Here is a 12,943-nt window from a genome sequence, read left to right as displayed (position 1 = left end):
GGGATTCGAACCCTCGTGGGATTGCTCCCAAACTGATTTCGAGTCAGCCCCGTTATGACCACTTCGATACCGCTGCAACTTAAGTTCCGCCCCAGCTTGAGCCGGTACGCAACATGGTATAGGATACCTTATTTTTTTATGCTTGTCAATATTGCAGCCCGGCATAAAATGGGATATAATCAATCCTGTATTTTAAGATCAATACCGACACATGCAGGGAGGAAACCATGGAAGAACTTAAACGCCGCATACTCAGCGACGCCATCGTGGGACAGGGCGATATTATACATGTGGATATGTTTCTGAATCACTGTATGGATATGGACCTGATGGAGCGGATGGGCGCCGCTCTGGCCAAACGCTACCGCGGCGAGCGGATCACCAAGGTACTAACCGCGGAAAGTTCCGGTATTGCCCTTGCCTGTTTCACCGCCCGGGCCTTGGGCGTACCGGTGATTTACGCGAAGAAATTCCAGACCGGTTACATTGACCCGGACGTATACTCCGCCGAGACCCATTCGTTCTCGCTGGACAAGTCCTATACACTGCGCGTCTCCAAAAAATATCTCACCCAGGACGATCAGGTGTTGCTGGTAGACGATATTCTCTCCAACGGACAGACCATGCTTAGTCTGCTTGAACTGGTGTCCAAATCCGGCGGCGAAGTGGCCGGCGTGGGTGTTGCCATCGAGAAGGCCATGCGGGAAGGGGGCAGAGTGCTGCGCCGCATGGGTATTCGGGTAGAGGCCCTGGCTACCGTAAAAGCCATTGAGCAGGGCAAGATCATTCTCGATGAATAAGGAGCAGACCCCATGACGGAAAACACATCACACACCCTTTTGCCAAATGCTTTTGCCCTCTTTAATGGCATCCAAACAAGTTCCCCCGGCCCTGATCGCGGCGAATCCGTCCTGCATCTCGGTCCTAATAGTTTAAATCCCTACGGCCTGCTCCACGGAGGAGCATACTATACGATGGCTGACTGTGCCGGCGGCTGCGCCTGCCGGACTGACGGCAGATATTATGTCACCTTGCACGGAGGCATTGATTTCATCCGCTCCGCCCGCAGCGGTGTAGTGACCGCCCGGGCCGTCGTACGCCATCGGGGCCGCAGTACCTGTCAGGCCGCCGTGGACATCACGGATGAAAACGGCGTTCTGTTGGCCACCGGCGACTTTACTTTTTTCTGCATCAGTCAGCAATGATGATTGGGCATATTTGTTCTAAGGGGCGGCTTTGAGTCCGCTCCTTTTTTATGCTCATCCTCCCGGCCTAACCACAGCTGCCAGGCAATTACGACAATTACCGGCGTCAGAATGATTCCTGCCACACCAAAGATTTTGAATCCAATATACATACTCAGCAGGGTCACTAACGGAGGAAGTCCCGCTTGCGCTCCCACCAGCCGTGGTTCCAAAACGCTGCGCACCAGGGTTACTATGGCATACAGGACTATCAGCCCGATTCCCAGCATGAAATCCCCCTGTAACAATGCCACCAAACTCCAGGGCAGAAGGACCGCACCGCTTCCAAAGATAGGAAGGGCATCCACCAGCGCAATCAATCCGGCCAACAATATGGCGGGTTCCACCCCCAGCAGCAGCATGCCCAGCGTTAACTGTGCAAAGGTAGTCATCAGCAGTACACCCTGCACTCTGAGCCAGTTCAGCAGCGTCCGGGCCGCCACCCGGCGCCATCGCTTCAGCCGGTCCTGCCATGCCGCCGGCAACTGTTTCAATGCCAGCCTCAGGCCAGGCTTCCCGGTGCTGAAAAAATAGGCTGCCAAAAAAGCGGTGAACAAAAACAGGCCGCCTGACGGCAAACCTGCAAGTATGCCCGCCGCCCCTTTTACCGCCCACTCCCCCGCCTGCACAGGCAGCGACAGCACACCCTCCAGCAGCTCCTCCACCGCCTGTCGGGCAGGCTCCTTCCATTCCGTCGGCAGAGCCACTTCCACACGATAGAGCCACTCCTCCACGCGCTCTATCAGCGGCCCCAGTTCCTCCAGCAGATGCGGCAGCCGGGATGCCAGCAGCGTAAGTTCATACCACAGCCGCCATACAATCAATGCCGCCCCACCGCCTGCAAGCGCCGCACCACTCAGCACACACAACGCTGACGCCACGCGACGCGGCATATGCCAGGCGCCTGTCAGAAACTTTACAAGCGGTTCCACCAGGCAGGCCAGCGCCCCGCCCAGCAAAAAAGGCGCCAGTAAAGGCAAGGCCCAGCCGACGGCAAGCCAGACGGCGGCGAGCATCAAACCCGCCCACAGCAGCCGGATCACGTCCCGCAGATACCTGTCCTCTCCCACAGCAGCTCTCCCTCCTGTAAATATGTATAAAATGACGAAAAACACCTGCCTATCCGGGAGAGATATCGGCGCGGCTAAAAAAGTTGGCCCTTGCAGCAGGAACTTTATTGTGCTAAAATAGACCACAATACAAAAACAAATGCTTTTCTGTCGTGGACAAGGAAGGAGGACATAGAATGGGCAAAGCACCAGGCTATTTCATTGTGGAGGCTGGCGCACTGCCGGAGGTATTTCTGAAAGTCGCAGAGGCAAAGCGGCTGCTGGAAACCGGCGAGGCAAGCGCCGTCAATCAGGCGGTTCGCCGGGTAGGCATCAGCCGCAGCGCCTTTTATAAATACAAGGACGCGATCCGTCCTTTTAATGACATGCTTCATGGACGGATCATCACCTTTCAGATCGTTCTCAAGGATGAACCGGGCGTTCTTTCCGCAGTCCTGAATATTTTTGCCACCACCGGCGGAAATATTCTGACCATCAACCAGGCGATCCCCGCCAGCGGGTGCGCGGCGGTGACCATAGGGGCTGAAACTTCCGGTCTCCAAATCCCCATGGAGGAGTTGTTGGAACGGCTGTTGAACGTGGAAGGCGTGCTGCGGGGCGAAGTGATATCCGGGCAGTGACCCATAGATGCAGAGGAGGTATCGTGATGGTGAACGTAGCGATTTTGGGGTTTGGCGTAGTTGGCTCCGGTGTGGCGGAGGTACTGGCTACCAACGGCCCCCACATTGATAAAAAAGTGGACGATCTGATTCGTCTGAAATATATCCTGGATGTACGGGATTTTCCTGAGAGTCCCTTCGCAGACAAGGTGATCCACGATTTCAGTATCATTGAGAACGACCCGGAGGTCAATATCGTGGTGGAGACCATCGGCGGCGCCAAGGTGGCTCTGGACTTTACCCGGCGGGCCCTGGCCGCCGGCAAGAGCGTGGTCACCTCCAACAAGGAGCTGGTGGCTGAACACGGCTGCGAGCTGCTGCAGCTGGCTCAGGAGAAGGGGGTCAGCTACCTGTTTGAGGCCAGCGTGGGCGGCGGCATACCCATTATCCGCCCTCTGAACCAGTGCCTGGCCGCCAATGAGATCGAGGAGATCTCCGGTATTCTCAACGGCACCACCAACTATATCCTGACCCGGATGATCCGGGCCGGTCTCAGCTTTGACGCGGCTTTGAAGGAAGCGCAGCAGAACGGATACGCCGAGCAGGATCCTACCGCCGATATCGAAGGGCATGATGCCTGCCGGAAAATCTGTATTCTGGCCTCCCTGGCGTTCGGCCGCCACGTCTATCCCCGTCAGGTGCCTACCGAGGGCATCACCGGGGTGACCCTGGCAGACGTGGCTTATGCCGACGCCTGCGGCAAGAAGATCAAGTTGCTGGGGCGGGCCATCCACCGGGACGACGGCAAGGTGTGCGCCTATGTGGCGCCCCACCTGGTGGATGTGGAAGACCCGCTGGCAGGCGTGGAGGATGTATTCAACGCCATTGCTGTCAAAGGCAACGCCATCGGCGACGTGATGTTCTATGGCCGGGGCGCCGGAAAACTGCCTACTGCGTCCGCCGTGGTGGCTGACGTCATTGACGCCGCCCGCCACAAAGACGCAAAGAAACGCATGGTCTGGGCCGAGGGCGGAGATGACGTGGCCGTCCCCCCCACCGACCTGGAAAGTGACTGGTATGTTCGGGCTGAGGGCACTCTGGAAGCGGTGAAGGCCGCCTTCCCCGATGTCTCCCTGCTGCCCCGGGCCGGAGCGCCGGAGAATGAGTTCGCTTTCCTCGCACCATCCATGACCCGCTCTGCCCTGGACGGCAAACTGGCGGGGCTCAAACCCTGCTCCGTGTTCCGGGTATTGGGCTGAGCGCATAGGATAGTGCAAGAGACTTCACCTGATTTAGGGGGTACAAACGCCAATGGGACTTATCGTACAAAAATTTGGCGGCAGCTCCGTGGCTGATGCAGACCGCATCCGCAACGTGGCCCGCATTATTACCGAGACTTACCGCCGGGGCCACAGCGTGGTGGCCGTCCTCTCCGCCCAGGGAGATACCACCGATGATCTGATCGCCAAGGCTGCCGAAATCAATCCCAATGCCTCCAAGCGGGAGATGGATATGCTGCTCTCCACCGGCGAGCAGATCTCCTGTTCCCTGTGCGCTATGGCGATCGAGGCTATGGGCTATCCTGTTGTCTCTTTGACAGGCTGGCAGGCAGGTTTCCGCACCAACTCCACTTACGGGGACGCCCGCATCAAGCAGTTGGACACCGAACGGGTACTGGCTGAACTGGACAAAAAGGCCATCGTGATCGTCACCGGCTTCCAGGGCCTGAACAAATATGACGACATCACCACGCTGGGCCGGGGCGGGTCCGATACCTCCGCCGTTGCGCTGGCTGCCGCGCTGCGGGCCGACCTGTGTCAGATTTATACCGACGTGGACGGCGTGTTTACTGCAGATCCCCGCCATGTGACCGGCGCTTTCCAGCTGGATGAGATCACCTACGACGAGATGCTGGAGCTTGCTACTCTGGGCGCCCAGGTCCTGCATAACCGCTCCGTAGAGATGGCCAAACGCTACAACGTCAATCTGGAGGTTCTCTCCAGCTTTTCCGGCAAGCCCGGCACCAAAGTCAAGGAGGTTGCAAAAACCATGGAAAAAATGCACATCAGCGGGGTGGCCTGCGATAAAAATGTAGCCCGTCTGGCCGTTGTGGGACTGGCCGACCAGCCCGGCATCGCTTTCAAGATCTTCTCGCTGCTGGCAAAAGAAAAGGTAAACGTGGACATCATCCTCCAGTCCATCGGCCGCAACAACACCAAAGACATCAGCTTTACCGTGGGTAAACAGGATATGGACCGCTCCAAAAGTACATTGGAGGAGTATAAAAACGCGCTGGGATTCGACCACATCGATGTCAACGACTCTATTGCCAAGGTGTCCATCGTGGGCGCGGGCATGATCCATAATCCCGGTGTGGCCGCCAAAATGTTTGAGGCCCTCTATAATGCCGGCATCAACATCAACATGATCTCCACCAGTGAGATCAAGGTGTCCGTTCTGGTGGATCTGGCCGAGGCCGACCGGGCCGTTCAGGTCATTCACGATCGCTTCTTCCATGAGTTTGGCGGGAACTGAGTATCTTCATTCTGCACGGTAAAAATCCCCTGCTGCGCTCTCTGCGCAGCAGGGGATTTTCATTCACTGCTTTCAATTTACCTATTTCTTCTTTTCATCCATAACCAGGACTTCTTTCAGATCCTCCCGCTCTTTCAGCGCAGCAATCATTTCCGCTGTCTCCGCCGGGTCGGCGCCGGCGGGAAGGGCATACTCCTCTACCTTGGCAAAGTCCTGCTCCAGGCGCTTTTTCTGTTTGGCCAGCCACTTGCCGCCCTGTCCCTCGTGGTAGACCAAGGCCACCAGCCGAGGATGGGCCTTCATCTGGTTAACCCACAGCTTGGCGGGGCCGTGCTTGCGGAAGGCCAGCAGGTAAATGAGCGCCACGATGGCAACAGCGGCAGTGGCAAATCCGAATACCTGACTCACCCGGATGGGGGTGTTGAAGAAGTACAGGCTGTCGGTCCGCAGGCCCTCAATAAAGCCACGGCCCACCCCGTACCAGGCGAAGTAGCACAGGAAGTTCTGGCCATCAAACTTGCGCCACTTCTTGGCGATGATAATGAGCAGCACCAGCCCCGCCAGGTTCCACAGGGACTCGTACAGGAAGGTGGGATGAACCTCCACATATTGCAGTGATCCGTTCACATACTCGTAGATGCCCATGCGCCAGGGCAGATCGGTTGGGCCGCCGTAGGCCTCGATGTTGACGAAGTTGCCCCACCGGCCCACCAGCTGGCCGATGAGCATTCCGTAAGCGCCCAGATCGGCAAAGGCCAGGAATTTGATCTTCCGCACCTTGCAGAACACCAGCAAGGTAATAACCGCGGCAATGACGCCGCCGTAGATGGCCAGGCCACCGTCCCAGATGCTCACCATGGCCCCAAAGTCCAGGGAGCCGTCCGGTCTGCGGTACAGATCCAGGTAGAAAATGATGTAGTACAGCCGGGCCCCGATGATGGACAGGGGCACGGCAAAAAAGAGCATGTCGATGATGTCGTCCTGACGGATGCCGAACTGAGGGGCCTTCCGGGAGCAATACACCACCGCCAGCAGAAAGCCGGCGGCGATGATGATGCCATACCAGTGGACGGGCCACCCAAAGACCCGGAAGGCAATGGAGTTCATGGTCAGTTCCAGCCCCAGGCCGGGAAAGGATACGGTACCCATTATGCCTCACCCTCCCCCGGGCGCACCACGGCCAGACCGCACCGCTGGGCGGTCACCCAGCTGCGGATGCAGTCCTCCACACAGGCCTGGTCGATGGCGTCGAAAATCTCCGGGAATTTGAAGTAGTCCACCCCGGTGAAGTGGGACTGGGCCATGGAAATGCAGGTGTACTCAAAGGAGTTGAGGCCCCGGACCTTGGCGCCGTAGACCCCCTTTTTCAGCCGCTGGAACAGGCCGGCGTCAATCCCCTCCCGGGCCAGGCGCTCCCCTTCGGCCAGCACCGCGTCCCGCACCTTTTGGGGGTCGCGGCTTTCGCCGCCGGCCACCATCATGGCGCAGCCGGGATACATCTCAAAGCCGTAGCTGAAATTCTTATTGATCAGCCCCTGGCTGTACAGCTTTGCATACAGGGGTGTGGAGTTGCCCAGCAGAGCCTCGCAGGCCAGCTCGCCCGCCAGCTCCCGGCGCATCCACTCCTCTCCCCGCCCTGCGGGATCGCACTTGAAGCCCAGCATGAAGATGGGGGTGGACACCTCCATGGTCAGTTCCTTCTCGGAGGCCGCGGTGTTGGGAGCCTCTTCCCCGCCGTAGTCCCGCTCCATCTGGCCCAGAGAATCCTTGGGCAGGATCTCCTTGGCAATGGCGCACACCTGCTCCGGGTCCACATCGCCGGCCACAGTGAGTACCATGTTGGCCGGGTTATAGAAGGCCTTATGGCAGGAATAGAGGGTGCCGGCGGTAATATGGGAGATGGACTCCTGGGTGCCGGCGATGGGTACCCGGATGGGGTGGTGATCGTACAGGCACTCCATCAGGGCGTAGAACACCTGGTTCTCCGGGTCATCCTCCACCATGCGGATCTCCTGGCCGATGATGCCCTGCTCCTTGTCCACGCTCTCCTGGGTGAAGTAAGGTACCGACACGAAGGAAAGCAGGATCTTCAGGTTATCAAAGAATTTTTCGGTACTCTCAAAGTAATAGCCGGTGATGGCGGAACTGGTAAAGGCGTTGGGGGACGCTCCGTTGGCCGCCAGATCCTGGAGGGCGTTGCCGTCTTTGGTGTCGAACATCTTGTGTTCCAGAAAGTGGGCCACTCCCGCCGGGGTGTCCTTCCACCGGCCGTCCTGGAAAAAGCGCATATCCATGCCGCCGTAGTTGGTGGCAAAGAAAGCGTAGCTCTTCTGGAAATCCCGGCGACGATCCACATAGATGTGGAGCCCATTCTCCAGGATTTCATGAAATACGGTCTCCCCCAACCGGGGATACTGCTTGCTTACCATAGAATCACTCCCTGCCTTTCAGGAAATACACGGTGTCCAGGGTTAGGTCCTGGGCGGCCTCCACCACCTGGGCCCTGGTCACGGCCTCCACTCTGGCAGCCATGTCGTCAGGGCCTTCCGTGAGGCCGGCGGCGGATTGGCTCAGCCAGTAATCCTCCATGCGGCTCTGGGTGTCCAGCGTGGTACGCAGGGTACTCACCACCGAACGGCGGGCCCACTCCAGTTCGTCGTCGGAGAAGTCGCCCGCCTGACACTTGTAGAGCTGGGAGAGGATTTCCCCTTCCGCCTGCCCCACCTTGTCAAACTCCACCCCGGAGGAGACCAGCATCACGTCCTTATCATTCATCAGGCCGGAACTGGCATAATAGCACAGACTCAGTTTCTCCCGCACATTCATGAACAGTTTGGAAGTGGTAGTGCCGCCGTAGATGGCATTGACCAGCATAAGTGCCGGGTAATGCTCATCCCAGGCGTCGCAGTTGGTGCGAAAGCCCATCGCCAGTTTACCCTGCGTCACATCCAGAGCTTCCTCCACACGCCGGGGCGTCTTGGGCGCCTTCTTTTTGGCAGGCCGAACCAGCCCCGCCCGCTTCCCTGCCGGCAGCACCGTCAGCAGCGGGTGAAAAGCGGCTTGTACCCGCTCGGGATCTGCCGACCCACAGTAGTAGAGTTCCACCCGTGCCTGGTTCAACAGGGTCTGATAACCTTCCCACAAGGTCTGAGGCGTGATGGCTTCCACCGCCTCCATACTGCCCAGCTTGTCCACACCAAAGGGCTCTCCGGCGCACATCTCAGCCACCACCCTGATCTGGGCGTACTGCCGCTTGTCGTTGACCTGGGCCTTGATGCGGTCAATGAGATTGGCCTTCTCCTGTCTGGTGTAGTCGGGACAAAACGCCCCGTCCCGGGTGTAGGGCGCGCCGATCAGCTCCGAGAGCAGGGCGGCCGCAGGCTCCAGCACCTGCTCCTTGTTGAGGGTATAGGCGTCGTCCAGAAAGCTGCCTACAAAGCCCACGCACTGGGTCTCCCCTTTTTTCCGCACCATAGGCTCCAGAGAACCACCGTACAGCTCGTCCAGAGCGGCGGACAGAGACTCCAGGTCCGGATGCTTCGCGGTGCCCCGCCGAAGTACCATAGGCGTCAATGCGTTGACGGCGGCGGACTGTGCCGTCAACGGGGCGAGAAACTGGGCCCCCAACACGCTGGATTTAAATTTTTTGGTCTGTACCGCCGTCAGCCAGACGCCGGGCTGCAATTCCATCCTTGTGACCTTCATGTGCTGCAAACCGTCCTTTCTAGTTTACCTGCATAGCCTGCCCCATTGGGCAAACTCTATCCATCTACAGCCTGCTGCGGTCCCGCAGCCAGCTGGGCAAAGATCTCATCTTGATACTGGAAACCACGCCCATTGCGGCGTACATGGTAATAATGGAAGAACCGCCATAACTGATAAAGGGCAGGGTGAGACCTACCACCGGGAACACATAGAGACACATCCCCACGTTGATCCCCACCTGAGTCAGCAGCATACCGGCATAGCCCATGGCAATGAAGGCGCTCTGGGGAGAGCAGGCCCGGCGGGCCACCCAAACACACCGCAGAATGATAGCCGCCAGCAAAGCCAGCAGCAGCAGGCAGCCAATGAGGCCAAACTCCTCGCCGCACACGGCGAAGATCTCGTCGGTCTCCCGGGCGGGCAGGCTGGTGGGAGACTTGCTCTGAGTCTGGATGCCCTGGAGATACCCCATGCCGGTGAGACCGCCGCTGCCAATGGCCAGGACACTGCGGCTCTGCTGCCAGCCCTTCCCCTGGGTCTGCTCCCAGATGGTATCGGGGTTGCCCAGAATGTGGTCGATGACCACGGTGAACCGCTTCATATAATACATATCCTTGACATGGGGCCAGATCAGCACCACGCCCACCACGCACACAACGGCGGCCAGCAGGAACCAACGCTTCTTCACCCCGGCACACCAGGCCATGATGACAAAGATCATCAGATAAGTCAGACCCATGCCGAAGTCGCCGGAGGTCACCGCCACCACGCCAAACATGAAGAGCGTATGCCCCGCAATCTGGAAAACAGAGGTTGGCCTGCTGATGCCCCGCTCTTGCAGCCGGCTCATCTGCCAGGCCAGCAGCAGCACAAAGGTGAGCTTGGCAATCTCAGCGGGCTGCAGGTTGACGGGAAAGCCGGGAATGTGCAACCAGCTGCGGTTGCCGTTGACCTCCACGCCCAGGGGGGTGCGTACCAGAGCGTTGATGGCCAGATTGAACAGCAGCAGCCACTTCCAGGATTTATCCACGAACAGCTCGATGTCCACCGAGGACATGAGCATATAGATCACAATGCCCATCAGAATGGCCACCGTCTGCACGATCATACTGCGCATGGCGCCCGCCTGACCCAGATAGCGGGTGGCGCTGAAAATCAACACCAGACCGTACCCGCTGGCCAGCAGACACAAACTCAGCAGCAGCCGGTCCCCCTGCCGCCAGAAGGCCCGAATAGAATCTTTCAGCCAGGACACCGGCTCACCTCCTCATCATCTTCCCATGCGGGTCCAAATATATGTCAAATTAGTTTACCATCTTTTTTGCGTTTGGTAAACAGGTGTGTTATAATCTTGTCAGAATCTTCACATTTTTGAAGAGGTGTTATATGGAAATCATCACCAACTCCCCTGCCGAGACCGAGGACGCCGGGGCCTCTCTGGCTGCCCGGCTGGAACCGGGGAGCGTTATCGCCTTCACTGGCGATCTGGGCGCCGGCAAGACCGCCTTTACCCGGGGGCTGGCCCGTGGCCTTGGCGTTACGGAGCGGGTCACCAGCCCCACCTTCACCATTGTCAATGAGTACGAGGGCGGGCGGCTGCCCCTGTTCCACTTTGATATGTACCGATTGGGTTCGTCGGACGAGCTGTTCGACATCGGCTGGGAGGACTACCTCCGCCGGGGCGGAGTATGCGCGGTGGAGTGGAGCGAAAACATTGAAGATGCGCTGGAAGAGGACGCCATCCGGGTGGACATCCGCCGGGGCGAGTACGATGACCAGCGGATCATTACCATATCAGGAGGTGACCTGGGATGAAGATTCTGGCTCTGGAATCCTCTGCCACGGCCTGTTCCGTAGCCCTGTGCGAGGACGAAAAACTCATCGCCCAGTCTTACCAGAACAACGGCCTGACCCACTCAGTCACCTTGATGCCTATGACCACTTCCCTTCTCTCCAGCTGCGGCCTTACCCTGGAGGATGTGGACGTGATCGCCGTGGCTGCGGGACCAGGCTCCTTTACCGGCCTGCGGATCGGCGTGGCTGCCGCCAAAGGGCTGGCCTGGCCGGGCAACAAACCCTGCGTCGCTTGCTCCACCCTGGAATCCATGGCCTGGAACCTGGCCCACACCGGGCTGGAGATCTGCGCTGTTATGGACGCCCGGCGGCATCAGGTGTACAACGCCCGCTTTGCCAGCGACGGCGAAAGGCTGGAACGCCTGACACCCGACCGGGCCATCTCCCTGGAGGAACTGGCCGCGGAATTAAAAATCAGTGGAAAAACGCAATTACTGGTTGGAGACGGCGCAGTTTTATGCTATACTACCCTCAAAGAGCAGGGGCTGGACGTCCGCCTGGCGCCTCCCCATCTTCAGTTCCAAAGCGCATGGGGCGTTGCCCGGTGCGGTATGGAGCTGGCTCTGCAGGGCGGACTCACCGATGCGGCGGGCCTGGCTCCTAACTACCACCGGCTCTCCCAGGCTGAACGAGAGCGGCTGGCAAAAGAAGAAAGCAAAGGGGAATCGCGTCATGGATATGGAAAAAGTACACATTCTTGATCATCCGCTTCTGCAGCACAAGCTGTCCATCCTCCGGGATGAAAACACCGGCGTCAAGGACTTCCGTCAGGTCGTCTCCGAGATCGCCACCCTTATGTGCTACGAAGCTACCCGGGACCTGCCTATGGAGGAAGTGGAGATCAAGACTCCCATTTGCACCGGCAAGTTCAAAACCATCGCCGGCAAGAAGCTGGCTATCGTCCCCGTTCTGCGGGCCGGTCTGGGCATGGTGGACGGTATTCTGACCCTGATCCCCTCCGCTAAGGTGGGCCACATCGGTCTGTACCGGGATCCCGACACCCTGGAGCCGGTGGAGTACTACTGCAAGATGCCCAACGACATCGCCGAGCGGGAAGTCATCATCCTGGACCCCATGCTGGCCACCGGCGGCTCCGCCTCCGCTGCCATCCAGTTCATCAAGAACTATGAGGTCAAGCACATCAAGCTGATGAACATCATCGCCGCCCCCGAGGGCATCGAGCGGGTCCATCACGATCATCCCGATGTGGAGATCTACTGCGCCGCTCTGGACGAGAAGCTGAATGACCACGGTTATATCGTCCCCGGTCTGGGCGACGCCGGCGACCGCATCTTCGGCACGAAGTAAATTGTATTGCAAAAAGGTCCTCTTCCCCACTGGGAAGAGGACCTTTTTATTTAATTCAGCTTTCTTCTTTCATCTGCGCCAGCCGCCACCGCAGGCCGGAATACCGTCTCTGCTGCCGATCATTGGCGGTCATGGCAGCCACCACGTTCTCATCTCCCACCAGAATGAGCAGTTCCCGGGCCCTTGTGATGGCGGTATACAGCACCCCCCGGGTGAGCAGCATGGGGGCCCCCTCGCTCACCGCCAGGATTACCGCCCGATATTCGCTGCCCTGGGCCTTGTGGACGGTGATGGCGTAGGCAGGTTCCAGCTCCACCAGCATGTCCTGGGTATACTCCACTACCCTGCCCTCAAAATCCACGGTGAGGGTGCCCTCGCGGTTGTCTACCCGGGTGACGGTGCCGATATCTCCATTAAAAATGCCCATGCCGCTGTCGGCGCCATCGTGCCAGAGTACGTCGTAGTTGTTGCGCACCTGCATCACCCGATCCCCCTGGCGGAACACATACTCCCCGAACCGCTTCTCCGGCTTGTCGGCCTCTGGGGGATTTACCGCCTCCTGGATGGCCCGGTTGAGGGACGCCGTACCGGTGATCCGCTTGCGGGTGGGCGACAACACCTGGATCTG

The 12,943-nt window shown here is 58.8% G+C and carries 14 protein-coding genes; 8 read left to right on the top strand and 6 right to left on the bottom strand.

All coding sequences use genetic code 11. The features are described from left to right. Positions 1-227: 227 nt before the first annotated feature. Positions 228-800: a xanthine phosphoribosyltransferase gene (locus Q0K43_RS07525; RefSeq protein WP_297289938.1), complete on the top strand. Its 573-nt coding sequence runs from the start codon at positions 228-230 to the stop codon at positions 798-800. Positions 801-812: 12 nt separating this feature from the next. Then, positions 813-1,205 carry a PaaI family thioesterase gene (locus tag Q0K43_RS07520; protein WP_297289937.1) on the top strand — a complete coding sequence of 131 codons (393 nt, stop codon included), beginning with the start codon at positions 813-815 and terminating at the stop codon, positions 1,203-1,205. Here the strand turns inward: Q0K43_RS07520 and ytvI are convergent. After that, on the bottom strand, positions 1,196-2,314 hold the full coding sequence (ytvI, locus tag Q0K43_RS07515; protein WP_297289936.1) for a sporulation integral membrane protein YtvI: 1,119 nt from the start codon (positions 2,312-2,314) through the stop codon (positions 1,196-1,198). The two genes, Q0K43_RS07520 and ytvI, sit on opposite strands and share 10 nt — an antisense overlap. Before the next feature lie 176 nt (positions 2,315-2,490). Here ytvI and Q0K43_RS07510 point away from each other — a divergent pair, with 176 nt between their 5' ends. Genes Q0K43_RS07510 through Q0K43_RS07500 form a run of 3 tightly spaced genes read left to right on the top strand, consistent with a single transcriptional unit; the run spans position 2,491 to position 5,448 of the window. Beyond that, the gene (locus tag Q0K43_RS07510; protein ID WP_297289935.1) at positions 2,491-2,934 is read left to right on the top strand and encodes an ACT domain-containing protein; all 444 of its coding nucleotides are present in this window, start codon (positions 2,491-2,493) and stop codon (positions 2,932-2,934) included. 26 nt (positions 2,935-2,960) lie between these two features. Then, positions 2,961-4,172, top strand: coding sequence for a homoserine dehydrogenase (locus Q0K43_RS07505; RefSeq protein ID WP_297289934.1), 1,212 nt, complete (start codon positions 2,961-2,963; stop codon positions 4,170-4,172). Positions 4,173-4,224: 52 nt separating this feature from the next. Beyond that, positions 4,225-5,448, top strand: coding sequence for an aspartate kinase (locus Q0K43_RS07500; protein ID WP_297289933.1), 1,224 nt, complete (start codon positions 4,225-4,227; stop codon positions 5,446-5,448). An 81-nt stretch (positions 5,449-5,529) separates the two neighbouring features. Here the strand turns inward: Q0K43_RS07500 and lgt are convergent, their stop codons facing one another. The 4 genes from lgt to Q0K43_RS07480 form a co-directional block, all read right to left on the bottom strand. Further along, on the bottom strand, positions 5,530-6,597 hold the full coding sequence (gene lgt / locus Q0K43_RS07495; RefSeq protein WP_297289932.1) for a prolipoprotein diacylglyceryl transferase: 1,068 nt from the start codon (positions 6,595-6,597) through the stop codon (positions 5,530-5,532). Further along, a complete protein-coding gene (locus Q0K43_RS07490) occupies positions 6,597-7,877 on the bottom strand; it encodes an EF-P 5-aminopentanol modification-associated protein YfmH (RefSeq protein WP_297289931.1) in 1,281 nt (426 codons plus the stop codon). Before Q0K43_RS07490 ends, lgt begins: the two co-directional genes overlap by 1 nt. 4 nt (positions 7,878-7,881) lie before the next feature. Further along, positions 7,882-9,153, bottom strand: a complete 1,272-nt coding sequence (locus Q0K43_RS07485) for an EF-P 5-aminopentanol modification-associated protein YfmF (protein WP_297289930.1) — start codon at positions 9,151-9,153, stop codon at positions 7,882-7,884. A gap of 64 nt (positions 9,154-9,217) precedes the next feature. Further along, positions 9,218-10,408: an FtsW/RodA/SpoVE family cell cycle protein gene (locus Q0K43_RS07480; RefSeq protein WP_297289929.1), complete on the bottom strand. Its 1,191-nt coding sequence runs from the start codon at positions 10,406-10,408 to the stop codon at positions 9,218-9,220. Positions 10,409-10,539: 131 nt separating this feature from the next. Between Q0K43_RS07480 and tsaE the strand changes: the two genes are divergently transcribed. The 3 genes from tsaE to upp are packed head-to-tail and all read left to right on the top strand — an operon-like array spanning position 10,540 to position 12,315. Beyond that, complete coding sequence (gene tsaE, locus Q0K43_RS07475; protein ID WP_297289928.1) at positions 10,540-10,968, top strand: tRNA (adenosine(37)-N6)-threonylcarbamoyltransferase complex ATPase subunit type 1 TsaE; 429 nt, start codon at positions 10,540-10,542, stop codon at positions 10,966-10,968. Continuing rightward, entirely contained in the window at positions 10,965-11,708 is a 744-nt protein-coding gene (gene tsaB, locus Q0K43_RS07470; RefSeq protein ID WP_297289927.1) for a tRNA (adenosine(37)-N6)-threonylcarbamoyltransferase complex dimerization subunit type 1 TsaB, read from the top strand. The genes tsaE and tsaB overlap by 4 nt, the downstream gene beginning before the upstream one ends. Next, complete coding sequence (upp, locus tag Q0K43_RS07465) at positions 11,686-12,315, top strand: uracil phosphoribosyltransferase (protein ID WP_297289939.1); 630 nt, start codon at positions 11,686-11,688, stop codon at positions 12,313-12,315. The genes tsaB and upp overlap by 23 nt, the downstream gene beginning before the upstream one ends. Before the next feature lie 55 nt (positions 12,316-12,370). Here upp and Q0K43_RS07460 read toward each other — a convergent pair. Next, on the bottom strand, positions 12,371-12,943 hold a 573-nt coding region (locus Q0K43_RS07460), incomplete at its 5' end, for an ATP-dependent DNA helicase (RefSeq protein ID WP_297289926.1).

It is taken from the genome of uncultured Flavonifractor sp. (genome assembly GCF_944383115.1).
Taxonomy (GTDB): domain Bacteria; phylum Bacillota; class Clostridia; order Oscillospirales; family Oscillospiraceae; genus Flavonifractor.
The sequence above is the reverse complement of the archived record's forward strand: the minus strand, read 5'-3'. Positions and strand labels throughout refer to the sequence as shown.

Coding starts and splice junctions, on each gene's coding strand:
- Q0K43_RS07485 (WP_297289930.1), bottom strand. CDS start 9,153: ATGAAGGTCACAAGGATGGAATTGCAGCCCGGCGTCTGGCTGACGGCG.
- tsaE (WP_297289928.1), top strand. CDS start 10,540: ATGGAAATCATCACCAACTCCCCTGCCGAGACCGAGGACGCCGGGGCC.
- upp (WP_297289939.1), top strand. CDS start 11,686: ATGGAAAAAGTACACATTCTTGATCATCCGCTTCTGCAGCACAAGCTG.
- Q0K43_RS07490 (WP_297289931.1), bottom strand. CDS start 7,877: ATGGTAAGCAAGCAGTATCCCCGGTTGGGGGAGACCGTATTTCATGAA.
- Q0K43_RS07500 (WP_297289933.1), top strand. CDS start 4,225: ATGGGACTTATCGTACAAAAATTTGGCGGCAGCTCCGTGGCTGATGCA.
- Q0K43_RS07510 (WP_297289935.1), top strand. CDS start 2,491: ATGGGCAAAGCACCAGGCTATTTCATTGTGGAGGCTGGCGCACTGCCG.
- Q0K43_RS07505 (WP_297289934.1), top strand. CDS start 2,961: ATGGTGAACGTAGCGATTTTGGGGTTTGGCGTAGTTGGCTCCGGTGTG.
- tsaB (WP_297289927.1), top strand. CDS start 10,965: ATGAAGATTCTGGCTCTGGAATCCTCTGCCACGGCCTGTTCCGTAGCC.
- Q0K43_RS07525 (WP_297289938.1), top strand. CDS start 228: ATGGAAGAACTTAAACGCCGCATACTCAGCGACGCCATCGTGGGACAG.
- lgt (WP_297289932.1), bottom strand. CDS start 6,597: ATGGGTACCGTATCCTTTCCCGGCCTGGGGCTGGAACTGACCATGAAC.
- Q0K43_RS07520 (WP_297289937.1), top strand. CDS start 813: ATGACGGAAAACACATCACACACCCTTTTGCCAAATGCTTTTGCCCTC.